General features: G+C 56.2%; 21 protein-coding genes and 1 pseudogene. 10 read left to right on the top strand and 12 right to left on the bottom strand.

Translation table 11 applies throughout. The annotated features are described in order from the left end of the window. The first annotated feature begins 1 nt into the window (after window position 1). The 4 genes from artI to artJ all read left to right on the top strand — a co-directional run bounded on the left by artI (window position 2) and on the right by artJ (window position 3,029). On the top strand, window positions 2-733 hold the full coding sequence (artI, locus tag BFG58_RS07300; protein ID WP_008500032.1) for an arginine ABC transporter substrate-binding protein ArtI: 732 nt from the start codon (window positions 2-4) through the stop codon (window positions 731-733). Between the two features lie 6 nt (window positions 734-739). After that, a complete protein-coding gene (gene artQ / locus BFG58_RS07305; protein ID WP_023310941.1) occupies window positions 740-1,456 on the top strand; it encodes an arginine ABC transporter permease ArtQ in 717 nt (238 codons plus the stop codon). Beyond that, window positions 1,456-2,124, top strand: a complete 669-nt coding sequence (gene artM / locus BFG58_RS07310) for an arginine ABC transporter permease ArtM (protein ID WP_048222241.1) — start codon at window positions 1,456-1,458, stop codon at window positions 2,122-2,124. Before artQ ends, artM begins: the two co-directional genes overlap by 1 nt. Window positions 2,125-2,297: 173 nt before the next feature. After that, window positions 2,298-3,029 (top strand): arginine ABC transporter substrate-binding protein ArtJ, encoded by a 732-nt coding sequence (artJ, locus tag BFG58_RS07315; RefSeq protein ID WP_069719540.1) that lies wholly within the window; start codon window positions 2,298-2,300, stop codon window positions 3,027-3,029. A gap of 86 nt (window positions 3,030-3,115) precedes the next feature. Here the strand turns inward: artJ and BFG58_RS07320 are convergent, their stop codons facing one another. Both BFG58_RS07320 and BFG58_RS07325 read right to left on the bottom strand, forming a co-directional pair. Further along, a complete protein-coding gene (locus BFG58_RS07320; RefSeq protein ID WP_045908431.1) occupies window positions 3,116-4,585 on the bottom strand; it encodes an ATP-binding protein in 1,470 nt (489 codons plus the stop codon). Beyond that, complete coding sequence (locus BFG58_RS07325; RefSeq protein ID WP_025912904.1) at window positions 4,569-5,276, bottom strand: response regulator transcription factor; 708 nt, start codon at window positions 5,274-5,276, stop codon at window positions 4,569-4,571. Before BFG58_RS07325 ends, BFG58_RS07320 begins: the two co-directional genes overlap by 17 nt. A 116-nt stretch (window positions 5,277-5,392) precedes the next feature. Between BFG58_RS07325 and BFG58_RS07330 the strand changes: the two genes are divergently transcribed. Next, window positions 5,393-5,842 carry a hypothetical protein gene (locus tag BFG58_RS07330; protein ID WP_069719541.1) on the top strand — a complete coding sequence of 150 codons (450 nt, stop codon included), beginning with the start codon at window positions 5,393-5,395 and terminating at the stop codon, window positions 5,840-5,842. 90 nt (window positions 5,843-5,932) lie between these two features. Here BFG58_RS07330 and rlmC read toward each other — a convergent pair whose 3' ends face one another. From rlmC to nfsA, 9 genes are all read right to left on the bottom strand, one after another. Next, a complete protein-coding gene (gene rlmC, locus BFG58_RS07335; protein ID WP_069719542.1) occupies window positions 5,933-7,063 on the bottom strand; it encodes a 23S rRNA (uracil(747)-C(5))-methyltransferase RlmC in 1,131 nt (376 codons plus the stop codon). Window positions 7,064-7,228: 165 nt separating this feature from the next. Further along, window positions 7,229-7,702 (bottom strand): YbjO family protein, encoded by a 474-nt coding sequence (locus BFG58_RS07340; protein WP_045908434.1) that lies wholly within the window; start codon window positions 7,700-7,702, stop codon window positions 7,229-7,231. Between the two features lie 65 nt (window positions 7,703-7,767). Then, the gene (gene potI / locus BFG58_RS07345; RefSeq protein ID WP_008503447.1) at window positions 7,768-8,613 is read right to left on the bottom strand and encodes a putrescine ABC transporter permease PotI; all 846 of its coding nucleotides are present in this window, start codon (window positions 8,611-8,613) and stop codon (window positions 7,768-7,770) included. Next, complete coding sequence (gene potH, locus BFG58_RS07350) at window positions 8,610-9,563, bottom strand: putrescine ABC transporter permease PotH (protein ID WP_024907854.1); 954 nt, start codon at window positions 9,561-9,563, stop codon at window positions 8,610-8,612. Before potH ends, potI begins: the two co-directional genes overlap by 4 nt. Window positions 9,564-9,573: 10 nt before the next feature. Continuing rightward, window positions 9,574-10,707: a putrescine ABC transporter ATP-binding subunit PotG gene (gene potG / locus BFG58_RS07355; protein ID WP_021240929.1), complete on the bottom strand. Its 1,134-nt coding sequence runs from the start codon at window positions 10,705-10,707 to the stop codon at window positions 9,574-9,576. Between the two features lie 143 nt (window positions 10,708-10,850). Then, window positions 10,851-11,963: a spermidine/putrescine ABC transporter substrate-binding protein PotF gene (gene potF / locus BFG58_RS07360; RefSeq protein WP_045908435.1), complete on the bottom strand. Its 1,113-nt coding sequence runs from the start codon at window positions 11,961-11,963 to the stop codon at window positions 10,851-10,853. A gap of 351 nt (window positions 11,964-12,314) precedes the next feature. Beyond that, a complete protein-coding gene (locus BFG58_RS07365) occupies window positions 12,315-12,791 on the bottom strand; it encodes a YbjN domain-containing protein (RefSeq protein WP_003858385.1) in 477 nt (158 codons plus the stop codon). 63 nt (window positions 12,792-12,854) lie between these two features. Continuing rightward, entirely contained in the window at window positions 12,855-13,757 is a 903-nt protein-coding gene (rimK, locus tag BFG58_RS07370; RefSeq protein ID WP_045908436.1) for a 30S ribosomal protein S6--L-glutamate ligase, read from the bottom strand. A 69-nt stretch (window positions 13,758-13,826) separates the two neighbouring features. After that, window positions 13,827-14,549 (bottom strand): nitroreductase NfsA, encoded by a 723-nt coding sequence (gene nfsA, locus BFG58_RS07375; RefSeq protein WP_063621274.1) that lies wholly within the window; start codon window positions 14,547-14,549, stop codon window positions 13,827-13,829. 184 nt (window positions 14,550-14,733) lie between these two features. Here nfsA and BFG58_RS07380 point away from each other — a divergent pair, with 184 nt between their 5' ends. Then, entirely contained in the window at window positions 14,734-15,003 is a 270-nt protein-coding gene (locus BFG58_RS07380) for a GrxA family glutaredoxin (RefSeq protein WP_006809455.1), read from the top strand. A gap of 30 nt (window positions 15,004-15,033) precedes the next feature. On the opposite strand, the gene BFG58_RS07385 is transcribed toward BFG58_RS07380, so the two are convergent. Beyond that, window positions 15,034-15,408, bottom strand: a complete 375-nt coding sequence (locus tag BFG58_RS07385; protein WP_024907859.1) for an inner membrane protein YbjM — start codon at window positions 15,406-15,408, stop codon at window positions 15,034-15,036. A 273-nt stretch (window positions 15,409-15,681) separates the two neighbouring features. Here BFG58_RS07385 and BFG58_RS07390 point away from each other — a divergent pair, with 273 nt between their 5' ends. From BFG58_RS07390 to BFG58_RS07405, 4 genes and pseudogenes are all read left to right on the top strand, one after another. After that, window positions 15,682-17,367 carry an aspartate:alanine antiporter gene (locus tag BFG58_RS07390; protein WP_069719543.1) on the top strand — a complete coding sequence of 562 codons (1,686 nt, stop codon included), beginning with the start codon at window positions 15,682-15,684 and terminating at the stop codon, window positions 17,365-17,367. Window positions 17,368-17,973: 606 nt separating this feature from the next. After that, window positions 17,974-18,681 carry a hypothetical protein gene (locus BFG58_RS07395; protein WP_069719544.1) on the top strand — a complete coding sequence of 236 codons (708 nt, stop codon included), beginning with the start codon at window positions 17,974-17,976 and terminating at the stop codon, window positions 18,679-18,681. A gap of 278 nt (window positions 18,682-18,959) precedes the next feature. After that, window positions 18,960-19,037, top strand: a pseudogene (locus BFG58_RS23755) (type VI secretion system tube protein Hcp); the annotation flags it as partial. A 223-nt stretch (window positions 19,038-19,260) separates the two neighbouring features. After that, entirely contained in the window at window positions 19,261-19,581 is a 321-nt protein-coding gene (locus tag BFG58_RS07405; RefSeq protein WP_048222207.1) for a metalloregulator ArsR/SmtB family transcription factor, read from the top strand. Window positions 19,582-19,616 lie beyond the last annotated feature (35 nt).

Consider the following 19,616-nt stretch of genomic DNA (forward strand, 5'->3'; position numbering starts at 1 on the left):
AATGAAAAAAGTATTACTTGCCGTGCTGCTTGCTGGCGTTACCCTTTCCGCTACCGCAGCCCAGACCATTCGTTTCGCGACGGAAGCCTCTTACCCTCCGTTTGAGTCCATTGATGCGAACAACAAAATTGTGGGCTTCGACGTGGACCTGGCTAACGCCCTGTGTAAAGAGATCGATGCAACCTGTACCTTCAGCAACCAGGCGTTCGACAGCCTGATCCCAAGCCTGAAGTTCCGCCGTATCGACGCCGTGATGGCCGGTATGGACATCACCCCCGAGCGTGAAAAGCAGGTGCTGTTCACCACCCCTTACTACGACAACTCCGCCCTGTTCATTGGTCAGAAAGGTAAATTCACCTCTGTCGATCAGCTGAAAGGCAAGAAAGTGGGCGTGCAGAACGGCACCACGCACCAGAAATTCATCATGGATAAGCATCCGGAAATCACCACCGTTCCGTATGACAGCTACCAGAACGCGAAGCTGGATCTGCAAAATGGCCGTATCGACGGCGTATTTGGTGATACCGCGGTGGTGACCGAGTGGCTGAAAGCCAACGACAAGCTGGCGCCAGTGGGCGACAAAGTGACCGATAAGGATTACTTCGGTACCGGTCTGGGGATTGCCGTTCGTCAGGGCAACACTGAGCTGCAGCAGAAATTCAACGCTGCGCTGGAAAAAGTGAAGAAAGACGGCACCTACGAAACCATCTACAAAAAATGGTTCCAGAAGTAATTCCTGATGAATGAAATTTTTCCTTTAGCAAGCGCCGCCGGGATGACCGTCGGCCTTGCCGTTTGCGCACTGATTATCGGCCTCGTGCTGGCGATGTTCTTTGCGGTGTGGGAATCCGCGAAATGGTTCCCCGTCGCCTGGACAGGCTCCGCGCTGGTCACCGTGCTGCGTGGGCTACCGGAAATTCTGGTGGTCCTGTTTATCTATTTCGGCTCCTCACAGCTGCTGCTGACGCTGTCTGACGGCTTCACGATCAATCTTGGCTTTGCGCAGATCCCTGTGCAGATGCAGATTGAAAACTTCGACGTCAGCCCGTTCCTGTGCGGCGTGATTGCCCTCTCCCTGCTCTACTCCGCGTACGCGTCGCAAACCCTGCGCGGTGCGCTGAAAGCCGTGCCGCAGGGACAATGGGAGTCGGGTCAGGCGTTAGGGTTGTCGAAATCCGCCATCTTTTTCCGTCTGGTGATGCCGCAGATGTGGCGTCATGCCCTGCCGGGGCTCGGCAACCAGTGGCTGGTGCTGCTGAAAGATACCGCGCTGGTGAGCCTGATTAGCGTTAACGATTTAATGCTGCAAACCAAAAGCATCGCCACCCGTACCCAGGAGCCGTTTACCTGGTACATTGTGGCGGCGGCGATCTACCTGGTGATCACGTTGCTCAGTCAGTACATCCTCAAGCGTATTGACCTGCGAGCGACGCGCTTTGAACGGAGACCAGGCTGATGCTTGAATACTTTCCCGAGTTGATGAAAGGGCTGCACACCAGCCTGACGCTGACCGTGGCGTCCATTATCGTGGCGCTGCTCCTGGCGCTCATCTTCACCATCATCCTGACGCTGAAAACGCCGGTGCTGGTGTGGATTGTGCGCGGGTACATCACCCTGTTTACCGGTACGCCGCTGCTGGTGCAGATCTTCCTGATTTACTACGGCCCGGGCCAGTTCCCGTCGCTGCAGGCGTATCCGGTTATCTGGCATCTGCTTTCTGAGCCGTGGCTGTGTGCCCTGATTGCCCTTTCGCTGAACAGCGCGGCCTATACCACCCAGCTGTTCTACGGGGCGATCCGCGCCATCCCGGAAGGCCAGTGGCAGTCCTGCGGGGCGCTGGGCATGAGCAAGAAAGACACGCTGGCAATCCTGCTGCCGTACGCCTTTAAGCGCGCGCTCTCCTCCTATTCCAACGAAGTGGTGCTGGTGTTCAAAAGCACCTCGCTGGCCTACACCATCACCCTGATGGAAGTGATGGGACACGGACAGCTGCTGTATGGACGCACCTATGACGTGATGGTGTTCGGCGCGGCGGGCGTGGTGTATCTGGTGGTGAACGGTCTGCTGACGCTGATGATGCGCCTGATTGAGCGTAAAGCGCTGGCGTTTGAGCGCAGAAATTAACCACGCGAATGCATAAAACGGTATTCATAGAGCGGGTAACCTGATGGGTTATCCGCTTTTTTTTGTGATTAAAATAATACTTAATCATTTTTATTGCATATAAATTCATTAACTGGCATTGTACATCCAGGCCGCAGACACGGCGCATCAATAAGACAGACGGGAGCATTACAATGAAAAAGTTAGTTCTGGCCGCATTACTCGCCACCTTCGCCGCTGGCGCATCCGCTGCGGATAAAATCAATTTCGGCGTGTCCGCCACCTATCCGCCGTTTGAGTCGCTGGATGCCAGCAACCAGATCGTCGGTTTCGATATCGATCTGGCGAAAGCGCTGTGCAAACAGATGCAGGCCGACTGCACCTTTACTAACCATGCTTTTGACAGCCTGATCCCGTCGCTGAAGTTCAAAAAATACGACGCGGTGATCTCCGGGATGGACATCACGCCTGAGCGCAGCAAGCAGGTGGCGTTCACCGACCCGTACTACGCCAACTCGGCGGTGGTGATTGCGAAGAAAGGCGCGTATACCTCTTTCGATCAGCTGAAAGGCAAACGCATCGGGATGGAAAACGGCACCACGCACCAGAAATACCTGCAGGACAAACATCCTGAAGTGAAGACCGTGGCCTATGACAGCTACCAGAACGCGATTATCGACCTGAAAAATGGCCGTATCGACGGCGTCTTCGGCGACACCGCCGTGGTGAACGAGTGGCTCAATACCAACCCGCAGTTGGGCACCGCAACGGAAAAAGTGACCGATCCGCAGTACTTCGGCACGGGCCTCGGCATCGCGGTACGTCCGGATAACAAAGCCCTGCTGGAAAAACTGAACGGTGCGCTGAAAGCGATTAAAGCGGACGGTACGTACCAGAAAATCAGCGATCAGTGGTTCCCGCAGTAATGTCTTTTGCCGGGTGACGGCTTCGCCTTACCCGGCCTACGGGGGGATTTGTAGGCCGGGTAAGCGCAGCGCCGCCCGGCACTCTCTCATAACGGCACAAAGAACCTGAACCGTGCCCCGCTCACCGACTCCATTAGCCTGATCCCGCCCCCGTGCAGCTCCAGCATCCGTTTCACGATTAATAGCCCCAACCCGCCGCGATTCTCCCGCGAGGCCTGGGTATTGAGCGCCGACGGCCGCTGGAACAGATCGTCGCGCAGCGAGGCATCCACGCCCGTTCCGCTGTCGGACACTTCGACCTGCAGCTGTTCATTTTCCTGCCACACCGCCAGGCGAATTTCTCCGCCGCCCGGCGTATGGCGCATCGCGTTATCCAGCAGGTTGGTCACCACGCGTTCAATCATCGACACATCGGCGTTTACCATCGGCAGCGGCCCCGGTACGTCAATATGGAGATTGACCTCTCGCGTGCGGGCCGTGAGCTCAAACTTCTGCGCCACGTCGGAAATCAGCTCCGCCATCGCGAACCGCTCGCGCTGGGGTTTAATGCCGCCGTGCTCCAGGCGCGCCAGCTCAAACAGCTGCTGCGAAAGATGCCGGACTTTTTGCCCCTGACGCAGCGCGGTGGCGAGATACTGCTGGTGTTCCTGCGGCGTCAGGGTGGCGGATTTGAGCGACAGAGTTTCGAGATAGCCCAGCAGTGATGTCAGCGGCGTGCGGAGATCGTGCGAAATATTAGCGATAAACTCCCGACGCTGGCGATCGCTGTCGGCCAGCCGATCCCACTGTTGGGTGATTTTGCGCGCCAGCTCGATAAAGCTGTTGCGCAGGATCGCCACTTCATCTTTTGCCGCCGCGTCCGGCGTCTGTGCCGCCAGCAGCCTGATTGCGCTCATGCTGTCCTGCTCCAGCCCGGCGACCTCCACCGTCAGCTGTTTGACCGGACGCGTGACCCAGTACCAGACCAGCAGCCCTGCCAGCAGCCCAAACAGCGCGACCCACAGCAGTGACCACAGGACGGTACTCCACAGCGCCTTGTGCCAGGCCATTTCCGCCAGAGCGTTTGACTCCTCGCCCTGCAAGATGATGTACAGATAGCCTTTTAGCTCGCCGTCCTGCCGCAGCGGCGTGGCGCTGAAGACTTTTTGATTTTGACTGCGCGGATCGTCGCCCAGTACCGGCATGGCGGTGCCGCTCAGGAAGCTCTGCACCGGCGCCAGGTCGATTTTTTGCCGCTGAATATGGCCCGGCGGTGCGGCGTCGGCGAGGATATCGCCGTCAGGAGAGATGACGTACAGCTCAACGCTCGGATTGAAGGTCATCAGCCGGCCAAACAGCGGTTTCAGCGCGCTGCGGTCGACCCGGCCCTGCGCGTCAAGAATCGGTTCGCGCTGGACGATCTGCTGCGCCAGCCCACCCGACAAACGCTGCACCATTGCATTACCGTACTGCATGCTGCTGTAGAGCTGTACCGCGCAGGCGACGGCGGCGCAGAGCATCATCAGCAGGATGAAGAGCAGCGTCAGACGCTGGCTCAGGCTAAAGCGACGCATCATGCTGCGGCTCCGCAAATTTGTAGCCCTTGCCCCAGACGGTGCGAATGATCTCCGGCTCGGCGGCGTCCTTCTCTATCTTGATGCGCAGGCGGTTGATATGGGTGTTGACGGTGTGCTCGTAGCCTTCGTGCTGGTAGCCCCAGACCTGCTCCAGCAGCGCCAGACGGGAGAACACCTCGCCGGGATGACGGGCAAAGAAGTAGAGCAGCTCGAACTCGCGCGGGGTGAGGTCCACCACCTGGCCGTGAAGCAGCACGCTGCGCGCCAGCGGATCGATGGTCAGTCCGTGCGCCTGAATGTGTCCGTCGGTTTGCGCCTGCCCCATCGCCTGCTGGCGACGAAACAGTGCTTTGATACGCGCAATCAGCTCCTGCACGGAGAACGGTTTTGCCAGATAGTCGTCGGCGCCGGTTTCCAGCCCGGTGATGCGGTCGGTTTCGCTGCTGCGGGCGCTGATGATGATCACCGGCAGGTAGCGCGTCATCTGACGGATGCGGCGGCAAATCTCCAGACCGTCCACGTTGGGCAGCATCAGGTCGAGGATCACCGCATCCCACGTCTGGGCTTCAAGACGCTGCAGGGCGTTGCCCCCGTCGGGCTCGTGGGTGATGGCGTAGCCTTCGTCTTCTAAATTGAGTCGCAGAAGCGCCGCGATATCGTGGTCGTCTTCCACCAGCAGGATCTGCTTCATGGGTAAGCCTTCATTCATTTCTTATGACGTAAGCTTACCTGATTTCGCCGGGATGAAGAGTTCACATTTTGTTGAAGATTTGGAAGGTAACAAACCAACATACTGAGGATGTTTATATGTCGATCGTCTCGTCTTTTTCAGACACACTTCTCACACTTCCTGTTAATCACAATACCGATTTCACCGATCTGGCCGACAACTGCCAGCGCTACTGCGAAGCGCTGGTTGAAGAAACCGATCCTGCCAGAAAAATCGCGCTCTGTGGCCGCCTCGCCACCTGTCTTGCCTTGCTCCGCCCGATGCTGCTGGAACCTGTGCCGCAGCATTTGTATGAACGATTAACGGTGGACGTTTTCCCAGAAAGAGAACCTGCATTCAACGCGGAGCCTGATCAACTGTGCCGTTATTGTGAGGAGATTACGCAACTCTTAATAGGGGGGGTACTTGCGCCGGAGTCAGCCCGCGTGATGGGTGATCTGCTCTTTGAGCTGACAGGCTATTTTGCCGACCAGTTGAAAGCGCCACGCTGGCTTAAAACAGAGGCGGGAGTCGCATTCCTGGGTTGAGCAAACAAAGCCGGGTGGCGGCTGCGCCTTACCCGGCCTACTCCGGATCGTAGGCCCGGTAAGCGCAGCGCCACCGGGCGATGTTGAGGATTAGTGCGTTTTCACCAGCAACGTCAGCACTTCATAATGCGCGGTATGCGGGAACATATCAAAAAGCTGAATGCGTTCAACGCGATAGCCCGGTAGTTGCGCAATGTCTTTCGCCATGGTCTGCGCGTTGCAGCTGGAATAGATGATGTATTCCGGCGCCATCTGGCTCAGGTAGTCGCACAGCACATTGCCGATGCCGCGCCGCGGCGGGTTGACCAGCACCAGCTCCGGCACGTTGCCCTGGCCGGTCGCGAACTGCGTGGAGTCGAGCGCCTGGAAGTGCAGATTCGTTAACCCCAGTTCGGCGGCGGACTGCTTCGCGCAGGCAATCGCTTCGGCAGAGATCTCAATCCCGGTGAGCTGCATCTCCGGCGTGGCGCAGTGCAGACCAAACCCGCCCACGCCGCAGAACAGATCCCACATGTGGTGAACGTTCAACGCACGCACCCAGTCGCGGGCGGTAGCGTACAGGCTGCTTGCCACGGTCGGGTTGGTCTGGAAGAAGCTTTGCGGGCGGATCCACAGCGGCACGCCGTTAAAGCTCTCCGCCAGCGCGTGCTGGTCGGTGAAGAAAACCTCTTTCTCCCCTTCCATGATCGCCATATGCACCGGCTGAATGTTCGCCGTAATGACCTTAAGCTGCGGAAGCTGCGCCTGCAGCCACGGCAGCGCCGCGCGCAGCTGCGCCAGCTTGGTTTCAGAGCGCAGCACGAAGCGCAGCATCATGCCGCCGTCTTTCTGGCTTTCGGTCAGCAGAAGGTATTTCAGCTCGCCACGCTTACGGGCCACGTTATAGGGCGTTAACCCCGCCCGGGCAATAAACGGCTTGAGTGCGGCAAAGACCGGCGCAAAGGAAGCGGGATAGAGCGGGCAGTCGGTTAAGTCTTCCGGCGTGCCGTCGCGGTGCAGCATCCCCAGCAGCGGTTTTTCTACGCTGCCGCTGACCACCATTTTGGCTTTATTGCGAAAGCCCTGCTCAGGGCCGCTGACGGCTGCGCACCACTCGCCCACCGCGTGTTCTGCCAGCAGCTGTTGCAGGTCGGCCATTTTGGCGGTGAGTTGTTGAGAGACCGGCTGTTCTATCCACTGACAGGAGCGGCAGCGTCCGGCGTCATAGAGTGCGCACTGCATATGAAAACCTTAAAAATCACGAGGGCTGCGATTATATACACAAAATCATTCAAGTTGTATCAAGGCGGCAAGTCTGAGAATCCCCAGGAGCTTACTCAAGTAAGTGACTGGGGTGAACAGACGCGGCCAACGCAGAGACGGCTTGAAGGATGACGTGTATACACATTATTGCAGGCGGAAGAATCTCCGACTGGAGGCCGGAACGAAGAGAAGAAAGAGCACCAGCATGTCCGGGAGTTTTTGCATAAACAGCGCGCGCAGGATCTCGCGTTTGGACTCACCGGCAATACTGAACAGCTCCGGGTAGCCATACCCCAGCGAGGCGGCCCACAGATAGCTCGCCGCGGTAATCTGCGTCAGCATATAGACCCAGCGCGCCCAGTTGCGCCCTTTAACCAGCGAAAACGCGCAGTAGATCTCGATAAACACCAGCACCAGACTGCTCAAAAAGACCAGCGTCAGATTCCACGTCTGCACGCTGCGGTGAATGAATTCACCGATGCCGCGCACGCCCAGGGTATTCAGAATCATCAGCACGTCCAGGCAGCGGATCATAATAATGGCGAGCGCCGCCACCTGAACCAGTGCAGGTACGTTAGGACGTGCGTGCGTAATACGTGATTTTTTTAATAATCCCAATGTTTTACTTCCCTGAAAAACAGTGCCGCGTCATGCGCGGCACATCACTGGAAATTTTAAATCCTTCAGCCGCGTCTTGCACGCTGGATATCGCGCACGCGCTGTTTTTCCGCGCGCGCCATCAAATACCAGGCGATAAATCCGACAATTCCGACCACACCGAGGATGATAGAGGCCAGGGCGTTGATCTCCGGGTTGACCCCCATGCGCACGCTTGAGAAGACCAGCATCGGCAGCGTCGTCGCCCCCGGGCCGGAGACAAAGCTGGCGATAACCAGATCGTCGAGCGACAGGGTAAACGCCAGCAGCCAGCCGGAGATCACCGCCGGCATAATCATCGGCAGGGTGATGATGAAAAAGACCTTCAGCGGCGTCGCGCCGAGATCCATCGCCGCCTCTTCAATGGAGCGATCCAGCTCGCGCAGGCGCGAGGCGATCACCACCGCGACATAGGCGGTACAGAAGGTGACGTGCGCCAGCCAGATGGTGAGCATCCCGCGGTCCGCCGGCCAGCCGATGGCGTGCGCCAGGGCTACGAACAGCAGCAACAACGCGAGACCGGTGATCACGTCTGGCATAACCAGCGGAGCGGTGATCATAAAGGCGAAGCCGTTTGAACCGCGAAAACGCCCGAAGCGCACCATCACCAGCGCGGCGATCGTGCCCAGCACGGACGCCATGGTCGCCGCCAGCGCCGCAATGGTCAGGCTCAGCCCCACCGCGCTCATCATCGCATCATCGTGGAACAGCTCGCTGTACCAGCGCGTCGACCAGCCTGCCCATACCGTCACCAGCTTGGAGCTGTTAAACGAGTAGATCACCAGCATCAGCATCGGCGCATACAGGAAGGTAAAGCCGATGACCAGGATCGCAATTCGCCACGGGGAGCGCACTACCGGTAAGTTGTTCATCCGTGATCTCCCATCTGTTTCTGCTGATGCTTGTGGAACCACATGATCGGCACGATCAGCAGCAGTAACATCACGATCGCCACCGCCGACGCCACCGGCCAGTCGCGGTTATTGAAGAACTCCTGCCACAGCACGCGGCCAATCATGATGCTGTCAGGCCCGCCGAGCAGTTCCGGAATAACAAACTCCCCCACCGCCGGGATAAAGACCAGCATCGACCCGGCGATAATGCCGCCTTTGGTCAGTGGGACAATGACGCTGAAGAATGTTTTTAACGGACGGGCACCGAGATCGAGCGACGCTTCTACCAACGAGTAGTCGATACGCGTCAGCGCCGTGTAGATCGGCAGCACCATAAACGGCAGATAGGCGTACACAATGCCGATATAGACCGCGAGGTTGGTGTGCAGGATCGTCAGCGGCTGATCGATCACTCCCAGCCACATCAGGAAGTTATTCAGCACGCCGTTGTTTTTCAGGATCCCCATCCACGCGTAAACGCGGATCAGGAACGAGGTCCACGACGGCAGGATCACCAGCAGCAGCAGGATATTTCGCGTCGACGGCTTGCTGTGCGCCACCGCCCACGCCAGCGGGTAGCCCATCACCAGACAGCAGAGCGTCGAGATCGCCGCCACCTGCAGCGACTGCAGATAGGCTTCGAAATAGAGCGGGTCGTCGGTGAGCTGCAGGAAGTTACCCAGGTTTAAGGTCAGCGTCAGCTGCCCGTCGGCCCAGTCCAGCAGGTTGGTGTAAGGCGGGATCGCCCGCGCCATTTCCGCCAGGCTTATCTTGAAAACAATCAGGAACGGTAGCAGGAACAGCAGGATCAGCCACACGTACGGCATGGCGATCACCAGCTTGCGGCCGTGCTTCATCTGCATGCGCGTCAGCCAGTGGGCAAAGCCGCCCGGCTTTTCGACGCGGGCTGGAGGTTCAAGTGTACTCATTGGCCGCTCCTTATACCGTCAGCACAACGCAACTGTCTGCATCCCAACACAGGCGCACTTCGTCGCCCCAGGTCGGCTGTCCCTTGCGATAGCGATGTTCGTTCTGTAACTGCGCGCTGAGCATCTGCCCGCTTTTCAGGCGCACGTGATAGATAGAGAGATCGCCCAGATAAGCAATGTGCACCACTTCCCCGACGGCAAAGTTATAGCCATCAGCAGGCGGGTCTTCACAGAGCATGATCTTTTCCGGACGTAGCGCGACGTAGACCGGTACGTTATCCACTACCGAGTTATCCGGATCGACCTTAAGCGGATGCTGCAACCCCGGCGATTCGATGACCAGACCGTCTTCCTGACGATCTTTCAGCAGCCCTTCGAAGACGTTAACCGAGCCGATAAACTCCGCGCTGTAGCGGGTGGTCGGATGCTCATAAATCTCTTCCGGCTCGCCAATCTGCACGAACTTGCCGCGGTTCATGATCGCAATACGTCCGGCCATAGTCATGGCCTCTTCCTGGTCGTGGGTCACCATCACGCAGGTCACCCCCACGCGCTCAAGGATATCGACCACTTCGAGCTGCATACGGTCGCGCAGCTTTTTATCCAGCGCGCCCATTGGTTCGTCGAGCAGCAGCAGTTTCGGGCGTTTTGCCAGGCTGCGGGCCAGGGCCACGCGCTGACGCTGGCCGCCGGAGAGCTGGTGCGGCTTACGCTTCGCGAACTCCTGCATGTGCACGAGGCTCAGCATCTCGGCCACGCGCGCGGTAATTTCGGCTTTCGGCAGCTTGTCCTGCTTCAGGCCGAAGGCGATGTTCTGCTCCACCGTCATATGCGGAAACAGCGCGTAGGACTGGAACATCATGTTGATCGGGCGCTGATACGGCGGCACGCTGGAGAGATCCACGCCGTCGAGCACGATCTGCCCGGCGGTGGGCTGTTCAAAACCGGCCAGCATGCGCAGCAGGGTCGATTTACCGCAGCCAGAGGCCCCCAGAAGGGCAAAAATTTCGCCTTTATAGATCGTCAGGCTGACGTCGTCCACGGCATGCTGGCCATCGAAAGATTTAGTGAGGTTACGAATTTCAAGCAGCGGGGTCAGCGCTTTACGGACTTTCGCCTGCGGGCGGGGGATCGCGTCATTCACGGGGTGTTCTCCGGTAGAGATCAAAACTGGTGCAAACGCACCGTCAGGGTGCGCATCGCCGGGCGGCGCTAACGCTTGCCCGGCCTACGGGTTGTAGAGGCCCGGTAAGCGATAGCGCCACCGGGCAGCAATACCAAACGCCGTTATTTACCGCTTTTCACTTTGGTCCACGCGCGGGTACGCACGCGGTCAATTTTTGGATCCTGAACTTTCAGGGTGAAGAGCTTGGCGAACACATCCGCTGGCGGATAGATAGCCGGGTTATTACGGATTTCTTCGCTCACCAGCGGCACGGAGGCCTTGTTACCGTTCGCATAGTAAACGTGGTCGCTGATGTGGGCGATAACCTCAGGACGCATCAGGTAGTTGAGGAACTGATACGCTTCGTCTTTGTTTTTCGCGTCAGCCGGCATCGCGAAGACGTCAAAGAAGGCCAGCGCCCCCTCCTTCGGAATGAAGTAAGAGACGTTCACGCCGTTTTTCGCCTCTTTCGCGCGGTTAGCCGCCTGCCATACGTCCCCTGCCCAGCCAATCGCGACGCAGATGTCGCCGTTTGCCAGGTCGTTAATGTACTGAGACGAGTGGAAGTAACGAATGTTTGGACGCAGCTTCAGCAGCAGATCGGTCGCCGGGCCGGTGTAATCATCCGCCTTATTGCTGTTCGGGTCTTTACCCAGGTAGTTCAGCACGGTCGCGAAAATCTCTTCCGGCGCATCGAGGAAGGAGACGCCGCAGCTTTTCAGCTTCTCAAGGTTTTCCGGCTTCAGCACCACGTCCCAGCTGTCCAGCTTCACGTCCGGGCCCAGCGCCGCCTTCACTTTATCGACGTTAAAGCCGATACCGGTGGTCGCCCAGAGATACGGCATCGCGTATTTGTTGTCCGGGTCATGCTTGGCCACCAGCTTCAGCACTTCCGGATCGAGATTTTTCCAGTTGGGTAATTTGCTCTTATCCAGCGGCTGGAAGACGCCTGCCGTCAGCTGGCGCTCGAGGAAGCTTGCGGAAGGCACCACAAGGTCAAACCCGGTGCTGCCCGCCATCAGTTTTCCTTCCAGCACTTCGTTGGAATCGAACACGTCGTAGACCACTTTAATGCCGGTCTCTTTTTCAAAATTTGCGACCGTGTCCGGCGCAATATAGTCAGACCAGTTATAAACGTGCAGCGTTTTTTGTTCCGCAGCGAGCGTGCCGGCAGAGACGGCCATCAGAGCACCCGCAACCAGACCCGATAACCATTTTTTATTCAAGGCGATCATAGTGTTATTCCTTCTGAAAGCTCGTTAACAAACGAACTAAAACTGTGCAATCTGGATATATGCAAAAATCATGCATAGTTTGTCGCTCTGCTCAAAATAAAAAGAAACCTCTTTACCCGGCAGCTTCCGCTCGCTTTTTGAAGCATCGCAAGAATAACTGTAGCCCGTGTCTCCGGCTATAGCCCAGACGAAAAAACGCCTTTTATCAATTTTTTATGCAAGTTAAGTCTACGTGATAAGCCGAAACGGCCTTCAGGGAGGTGAATAATTCTTTAAAGGAAGGTTAAAAGCAGCAGAAAAAATGGCCTTCTGCAGCCGCCGTGGCAGCGACTGCGCAAAAGTCAGACAGGCTTAGTGAAGAAAATTGGGAGATGCATCATTATTCTCTGCATCATCTTCCGCGCTATACAGCAGATGATGTGCATTGGCTTCCATCATGACCATCGAAATTTGCTCTTCGCTCAGGCGCATAAACCAGGCGAACTGCTTGAACGATAGCCCTGCCCCGGAGAATAAAGACTGGCAAACGACCAGTTTTGGCAGATTATCATCCTGTATGTCGAGAAATGCCTTCACCGTCAAAGAACTGGCATTGATGGCCGACAGGTCGGAGGCCAGCGCCAGCAGCGCGGACGGCTTCACTTCGGCCAGCGCGGAGAAAAGGATCACGTCGTTAATCAGATCGATTTTGGCATCGAAAATGCCGTCGAAATTCTGCATATGAGGCAGATGCAGCGCCTGGCAGGAATCGCATTCGAAGAACGTAATTCCGGCATCATCAAGCCATTGACGTAACGTATCCAGTGTAGGTACGACCTGTAAATCCATCGCGATGCAGCCTCTTTAATAAAAACTTCGCATAGGGTACTCAAAAAGCGCGCGGTAATCCATTTAACCACCCGTTTTCAGACAGTAGCCCGGCGTCGCATGACGCTCGATCCATAAGATCATTTTACCTGCAATATCGACCCCTGTGGTTTTTTCCACGCCTTCCAGCCCCGGCGAGGCGTTCACCTCCATGACCAGCGGCCCGCGCGTCGCGCGCAGAAGATCTACACCCGCCACGTCCAGCCCCAGGGTTTGCGCCGCTTTCACGGCAATTTCCCGCTCCCGGTCGCTGATATCGGCTACACGCGCGACGCCGCCGCGGTGAAGGTTAGAGCGGAAATCACCCTCTTTGGCCTGGCGCTCAATGGCCGCTACCACCTCGTTTCCCACGACGAAGCAGCGGATGTCGCGCCCTTTGGCCTCTTCGATATACTCCTGCACCAGAATGTGGGCATTCAGCCCGCGGAAGGCATCAATCACGCTCTCCGCCGCCTGACGCGTCTCCGCCAGGACCACGCCAATGCCCTGGGTGCCTTCCACCAGCTTGATCACCAAAGGGGCGCCGCCCACCATGTCGATCAGATCGCTGGTGTCGTCCGGTGAATGGGCAATCCCCGTGACGGGGAGATCGATCCCCTGACGGGCAAGGAGCTGCAGCGAGCGCAGCTTGTCGCGGGCGCGGGAAATGGCGACGGATTCGTTGAGCGGATAGCTGCCCAGCATCTCGAACTGGCGCAGCGCGGCGGTGCCGTAGTAGGTAATCTGGGAGCCGATGCGGGGGATGACCGCATCAAAATGCGGCAGCTTGCGACCTTTGTAGTGAATCGACGAGGCGGCCGGGTCGATGTTCATATAGCAGGACATCGGGTCGAGGATCTCAACCTGATGCCCGCGTTTCGCCGCCGCTTCTCTCAGGCGCTTACATGAATAGAGCGTTCCATCCCGGGACAATATGGCAATTTTCACCCTGCACCTCTCTGAAGACATGGAAAAAGCCTGCGTATCATATACGCAGGCAGGCGCAGGATAAATGGACTATCGCGTCGCCCAGCCCTGTTTGTGCAGATAATCAAGAATAAACGGGCGATTTTCTTTAATGATGGTGCGACGAATATGGTCAGTCCAGGTATCGCGACGGTTATTGCTACCGCGCGTCAGGTAGTAGTTTGCCAGCTCTTCATCGTATTGATTCAGGACGTCCTGATCGACCGGCTGGTAGTGGTTTTCATGCACCAGCATCGCCGCAGGAATGCGCGGCTTCAGATCCGGGTTATCCGCAGGCCAGCCGAGGCACAGGCCAAACAGCGGCAGCACGTGTTTTGGCAGATTCAGCAGCTCGGTCACGCTTTCGATGTTGTTACGCAGGCCGCCGATGTAGACACCGCCTAACCCCAGCGACTCCGCCGCCGTGAAGGCGTTTTGCGCCATCAGCGCGGTATCCACCACGCCCAGCAGCAACTGTTCGGCCAGCCCGAGCTCGGCCTCAGGGCAGATCTGCAGATGACGGTTGAAGTCGGCGCAGAACACCCAGAACTCGGCCGCCTGAGCCACATGCTTCTGCCCGCCGGTCAGCGTCACCAGCTGCTCGCGCATGGCCGGGTCGGTGATGCGGATAATGGAGCTGCACTGCAGGAAGCTGGAGCTGGAGGTCGCCCTTGCGCTGTCAATAATCGCGGCACGCTGCGCCTCGGTAATCGGCTCATCGGTGAAGTGGCGAATGGAACGGTGGGAACGGAGCAGGTCAATCGTGGGTGTCATCTTGTCTCTCTTTGTCTTGCTTAATACGTATTGCAGCCAGTATAGGCAATGATTTGCGCGATGTAATTGGCGAAACATAGCCTGACTGTATCAAAGCGACAGGCGAAACCTTCTTTAATGGCGGCAGGTTATCGGGCACTATATGTCTTATTCGCCGTCAGGCTTGTTTTTTGAGGAGAGAGAAATGTTTGCAGTAATTTTTGGTCGTCCAGGGTGCCCATACTGTGTACGCGCGAAAGAGCTGGCTGAGAAACTGACCGAAGAGCGCGATGACTTCAACTTCCGCTACGTGGATATCCACGCGGAAGGTATCACGAAAGCGGATCTCGAGAAAACCGTCGGTAAGCCGGTTGAAACCGTACCGCAGATCTTCCTCGATCAGAAACACATCGGCGGCTGTACTGACTTTGAAGCTTACGCCAAAGAGCATCTGGGCCTGTTTGCTGCCCAGTAATGTGAAGACGCCCTCACCGAGAGGGCGTTTTTATTTGTGGTGCCGTCGGTGCCGAAGCAGACTGCGCACAAATAAGTAGCAGAGCGCGCCAAGGGCGCACCAGAATACAGCGCTCATCAACCATGCCAGCTCCTGCCAGAAACTCCGCGTTGAGATATAGAGCAAGCGCATCAGCAGCAAACAGAGCGGCGCGGCCAGCATGGCGCCCAGCAGCGGCTTCACCACCTCCCCTTTACGGGAGAGAAAACTGGCAGCAGCCCCCGGCAGCGTAAAAAAGAGCAGCCCCAGCTCCGGATGACCCGATGCCCTGAATGCCCCTTTCACGTTAAAAGCAAGCGACATGCATACGACCGTGAACAGCAAAAAGCAGCTGATCACCCCCGCCCAGTTTCGTTTAATGTTCAAACTATCCTCCTGACTTATCTCTATCAAATACACTTTCGTCGGGTAGACGCCCAGTCAGATAAAGCAATGCGGCAATCCTTGCCAAAGTACGCACAGGGTGATGCGATAATCAGTAGCTGTCAGTAGCTAATACGATTAAACTACACGCCAGCTAATGTTTTAGGGAATAAAGCAGGAAACAGGGAGCGTTAACGCCTTTCCCTGACCCAGAAAACAGTAGCCCAAAAAGTCCTTTCATTCAACAACTTACTGGTAAACAAGAAGTTAGCCTCCGTGAATATAAACGTCGCAGACTTGTTAAATGGGAATTACATCCTGTTATTATTTGTGGTACTGGCGCTGGGCCTTTGCCTGGGTAAATTGCGCCTGGGTTCAGTTCAACTTGGTAATTCCATTGGCGTTTTAGTCGTCTCCTTATTATTAGGCCAGCAGCACTTCAGCATTAACACGGACGCGCTCAACTTAGGTTTTATGCTGTTTATTTTTTGTGTTGGCGTGGAAGCAGGACCGAACTTTTTTTCAATTTTCTTCCGCGACGGCAAAAATTATCTGATGCTGGCGCTGGTAATGGTCGGCAGCGCGCTGCTGATCGCCTTAGGGCTGGGTAAATTGTTTGGCTGGGATATCGGGTTAACGGCCGGTATGCTGGCAGGCTCCATGACGTCCACCCCTGTGCTCGTGGGCGCTGGCGATACCCTGCGCCATTCCAGCATGGCCGGCGCGCAGCTTTCTACCGCACTCGACCACCTGAGCCTGGGCTATGCCCTGACCTATCTGATTGGTCTGGTGAGCCTGATTGTCGGCGCACGCTACCTGCCAAAACTGCAGCACCAGGATTTACAGACCAGCGCCCAGCAAATCGCCCGCGAGCGCGGTCTCGATACCGACTCCAAACGTAAAGTCTATCTCCCGGTGATCCGCGCCTATCGCGTCGGGCCAGAGCTGGTTGCCTGGGCTGACGGCAAAAATCTGCGTGAGCTGGGGATTTACCGCCAGACGGGTTGCTACATCGAACGTATCCGACGCAACGGCATTCTGGCGAACCCGGACGGCGACGCGGTGCTGCAGATGGGCGATGACATCGCGCTGGTAGGTTACCCGGACGCCCACGCCCGTCTCGACCCGAGCTTCCGTAACGGCAAAGAGGTGTTCGACCGCGACCTGCTCGACATGCGCATCGTCACCGAAGAGATCGTGGTGAAAAACCATAACGCCGTGGGCCGCCGCCTGGCGCAGCTGAAGCTGACCGACCACGGCTGCTTCCTCAACCGCGTGATCCGCAGCCAGATTGAGATGCCTATCGACGACAACGTCGTGCTCAACAAAGGCGACGTGTTGCAGGTCAGCGGCGACGCCCGCCGTGTGAAAACCGTAGCCGACCGCATCGGCTTTATCTCCATTCACAGCCAGGTCACCGACCTGCTGGCCTTCTGCGCCTTCTTTATCGTTGGCCTGATGATCGGGATGATCACCTTCCAGTTCAGCAACTTCAGCTTTGGCATCGGTAATGCCGCCGGTCTGCTGTTCGCCGGGATCATGCTGGGCTTCCTGCGAGCGAACCACCCGACCTTCGGCTACATTCCGCAGGGCGCGCTGAACATGGTGAAAGAGTTCGGTCTGATGGTCTTTATGGCGGGCGTGGGCTTAAGCGCGGGCAGCGGGATTGGTCACAGCCTCGGCGCCGTCGGCTGGCAGATGTTGGTTTCCGGACTTATCGTCAGCCTGGTGCCGGTGGTGATCTGCTTCCTGTTCGGTGCCTACGTGCTGCGCATGAACCGCGCCCTGCTCTTCGGGGCGATGATGGGGGCGCGTACCTGTGCACCTGCTATGGAAATCATCAGCGACACCGCGCGCAGCAACATTCCGGCGCTGGGCTATGCGGGCACGTACGCTATCGCTAACGTGCTGCTGACGCTGGCGGGTACGCTGATCATCATCATCTGGCCAGGACTCGGATAACTCCTAAGAATGCGCGTGGCGGAAAATATTTTTGTTACGCGCAGAACTTTTTTATCAGGGGGCAGTCATAACTAGTGCCACTGCTTTTCTTTGATGTCCCCAATTTGTGGAGCCCATCAACCCCGCCGTTTTGGTTCAAGGTTGATGGGTTTTTTGTTGTCTGAAAACTACCACTCTGTAAATTAATGCTTTATGCCTCCAGGTTCCCCTGCATAGCGACATCGTCGCGGCAGAACTTTTATATAGCTGTAACAGATAATAAAAAACCAGCCAGCGGCGGGTCTGTATCAGTCAGCTAATTGTTCCTGCAATTCTTCCGGATTTTGGAACGCGCCACTCAGTATTGAACTCATCGATTCGCACTTAAAGCTCCCGATAAATCGTATTTTGATTAAAAAAAATCAGGTCATTATCCTAAAAATCCCGTGCTTTTCATAAACATGATCTGCTTTGAACTTCCATATTAGTTACAGGCATACGCTGGAGCGGATAGAAACACTATGGAGGGGACAGGAATGCAGTTTTCAAGTTCAGTAATAGCAATACCGGTCTTAGGGAATGCAGCAAAAGATCGCACAATTGAACTGAAGTGCGAGGTCAGTAAGCATGTACCATTCTGAAGAGATCATCCGCCAGCTTCAGAGCCAAAAGATACTGGCCATGAAGCTGGACCAGGCGGTACGCGCGGTAGGTGAAGAAGTAAAGAGCCAGTTGAGTAATATAGGTGCCGGTGCCCAACGCCTGCTGTACTACACCTCCTGCTTTACTGATGAATATTACGATGTATGCACCCGACAAAACCTGGAGGACGCTCGCTTCCGAAAGGGCATATTCCATCTCGTTTCTCGCTGGAACATCGTCTTTGACCTAATCAACACATACGTTGAGGAGCTGGTTAAGAATTATTCCCCGGCAGAATTATCAGCGATACAGCATGCTCTAATGCGCGCTAACGTTTATATATCCACCAGCACGCTAACCTCATATTCATTCTCTGCAGGTGTCACATCGACTGTTTGCCTTTATGTAACCCTTCCATCTTCAGGGTTAAAGGTCGTTTCAGGATTAACGGGCGCGGCTATTGGCGGGCTGGGGATATATGGGATTGTGCAACAGGCCGCTGACAGCGCTCATCGCTTGCAAGTGATGCATCCTGCCTACTATCAAGCGTTGTACCTGCGAGAACTGGAAATGATGTATTTCCTGGTGGAACCTGCTTTTATGCGCGCGGGCGTGCTAACGCAGCAATGGACTGACAGTCAAAGCCCTTATGATGCTGCTGACACTATCCTGAAGCTCATGGGCAGGCACTAATGGGCTTTCTAAGACGCTGGCTCAAATCTCAGGCCCAGTTTTTCTTCTGGACTTATATACCCATCATCCTCGCGTTCATTTTTGGCTATGTCCTTGACGTTTACTTCCCTGAGGTTAGCCAGGGATTCATCCTCCTGTTTTACCTGGTCACACTGGGGCTGGCTTACTGGATATGGCATTGAGGACCATAAAAGCTTCACGTTTGCTAATAAGGAAATGACATGTCTACACCCGCACATCTCTGGATTGAGGACGAGAACGGCTCGCCCGAATTGCATTATGAAGCCATCTCATGGAAGTACACGGAGGGGAATATCATTTACCGTGACATCTGGAACGATCGCTGTTGCGCCTGAGCGCAGAAGAGTGTTGAAAGTGAGCAGATAAAAAGAAACCGTTCCAGGGGACGGTTTCTTTCCCATGACTGTCAGGATTGCTCCGGGCAAGCCATAAAGACTATTTTGACCTTCTACAAGCCCTTCCTGAGTTTTTCTATCCTTGCTACTTTTTCCTCTTCTCTCGCCAGCCACAAACATATATGATTTAATGCATATGATAAAAGACATTCAGGATGACCGAATGCTCCACCCACTCCACCTCTTCAAAACCCTCTCCGACGAAACGCGGCTCGCCATCGTCATGCTGCTCCGCGAAGCGGGCGAACTATGCGTCTGCGATCTCTGCTCCGCGACCGCCGAATCTCAGCCGAAGGTCTCACGCCACATGGCCCTGCTGCGCGAGTCCGGGCTGGTGATCGACCGTCGCGAGGGTAAGTGGGTCCATTACCGTCTCTCTCCCAACATGCCTGCATGGGCGGCAGCCGTCATCGACACCAGCTGGAACTGCCTGCGGGAAGAGACGCGTCTGAAGCTGAAAAACCGACTTCCTGGTTCGTGCTAATCAAGACACATTCACAAAAACAGATATAACGGAGT

Origin of the sequence: Enterobacter sp. ku-bf2 (assembly GCF_001742765.1) — a bacterium.
Taxonomy (GTDB): domain Bacteria; phylum Pseudomonadota; class Gammaproteobacteria; order Enterobacterales; family Enterobacteriaceae; genus Enterobacter; species Enterobacter quasiroggenkampii.

Bases quoted from the DNA above. Each gene is read 5' to 3' on its own strand.
- artI (WP_008500032.1), top strand. From the start codon at position 2: ATGAAAAAAGTATTACTTGCCGTGCTGCTTGCTGGCGTTACCCTTTCC.
- artQ (WP_023310941.1), top strand. From the start codon at position 740: ATGAATGAAATTTTTCCTTTAGCAAGCGCCGCCGGGATGACCGTCGGC.
- artM (WP_048222241.1), top strand. From the start codon at position 1,456: ATGCTTGAATACTTTCCCGAGTTGATGAAAGGGCTGCACACCAGCCTG.
- artJ (WP_069719540.1), top strand. From the start codon at position 2,298: ATGAAAAAGTTAGTTCTGGCCGCATTACTCGCCACCTTCGCCGCTGGC.
- BFG58_RS07320 (WP_045908431.1), bottom strand. From the start codon at position 4,585: ATGATGCGTCGCTTTAGCCTGAGCCAGCGTCTGACGCTGCTCTTCATC.
- BFG58_RS07325 (WP_025912904.1), bottom strand. From the start codon at position 5,276: ATGAAGCAGATCCTGCTGGTGGAAGACGACCACGATATCGCGGCGCTT.
- BFG58_RS07330 (WP_069719541.1), top strand. From the start codon at position 5,393: ATGTCGATCGTCTCGTCTTTTTCAGACACACTTCTCACACTTCCTGTT.
- rlmC (WP_069719542.1), bottom strand. From the start codon at position 7,063: ATGCAGTGCGCACTCTATGACGCCGGACGCTGCCGCTCCTGTCAGTGG.
- potI (WP_008503447.1), bottom strand. From the start codon at position 8,613: ATGAACAACTTACCGGTAGTGCGCTCCCCGTGGCGAATTGCGATCCTG.
- potH (WP_024907854.1), bottom strand. From the start codon at position 9,563: ATGAGTACACTTGAACCTCCAGCCCGCGTCGAAAAGCCGGGCGGCTTT.
- potF (WP_045908435.1), bottom strand. From the start codon at position 11,963: ATGATCGCCTTGAATAAAAAATGGTTATCGGGTCTGGTTGCGGGTGCT.
- BFG58_RS07365 (WP_003858385.1), bottom strand. From the start codon at position 12,791: ATGGATTTACAGGTCGTACCTACACTGGATACGTTACGTCAATGGCTT.
- nfsA (WP_063621274.1), bottom strand. From the start codon at position 14,549: ATGACACCCACGATTGACCTGCTCCGTTCCCACCGTTCCATTCGCCAC.
- BFG58_RS07380 (WP_006809455.1), top strand. From the start codon at position 14,734: ATGTTTGCAGTAATTTTTGGTCGTCCAGGGTGCCCATACTGTGTACGC.
- BFG58_RS07395 (WP_069719544.1), top strand. From the start codon at position 17,974: ATGTACCATTCTGAAGAGATCATCCGCCAGCTTCAGAGCCAAAAGATA.
- BFG58_RS07405 (WP_048222207.1), top strand. From the start codon at position 19,261: ATGCTCCACCCACTCCACCTCTTCAAAACCCTCTCCGACGAAACGCGG.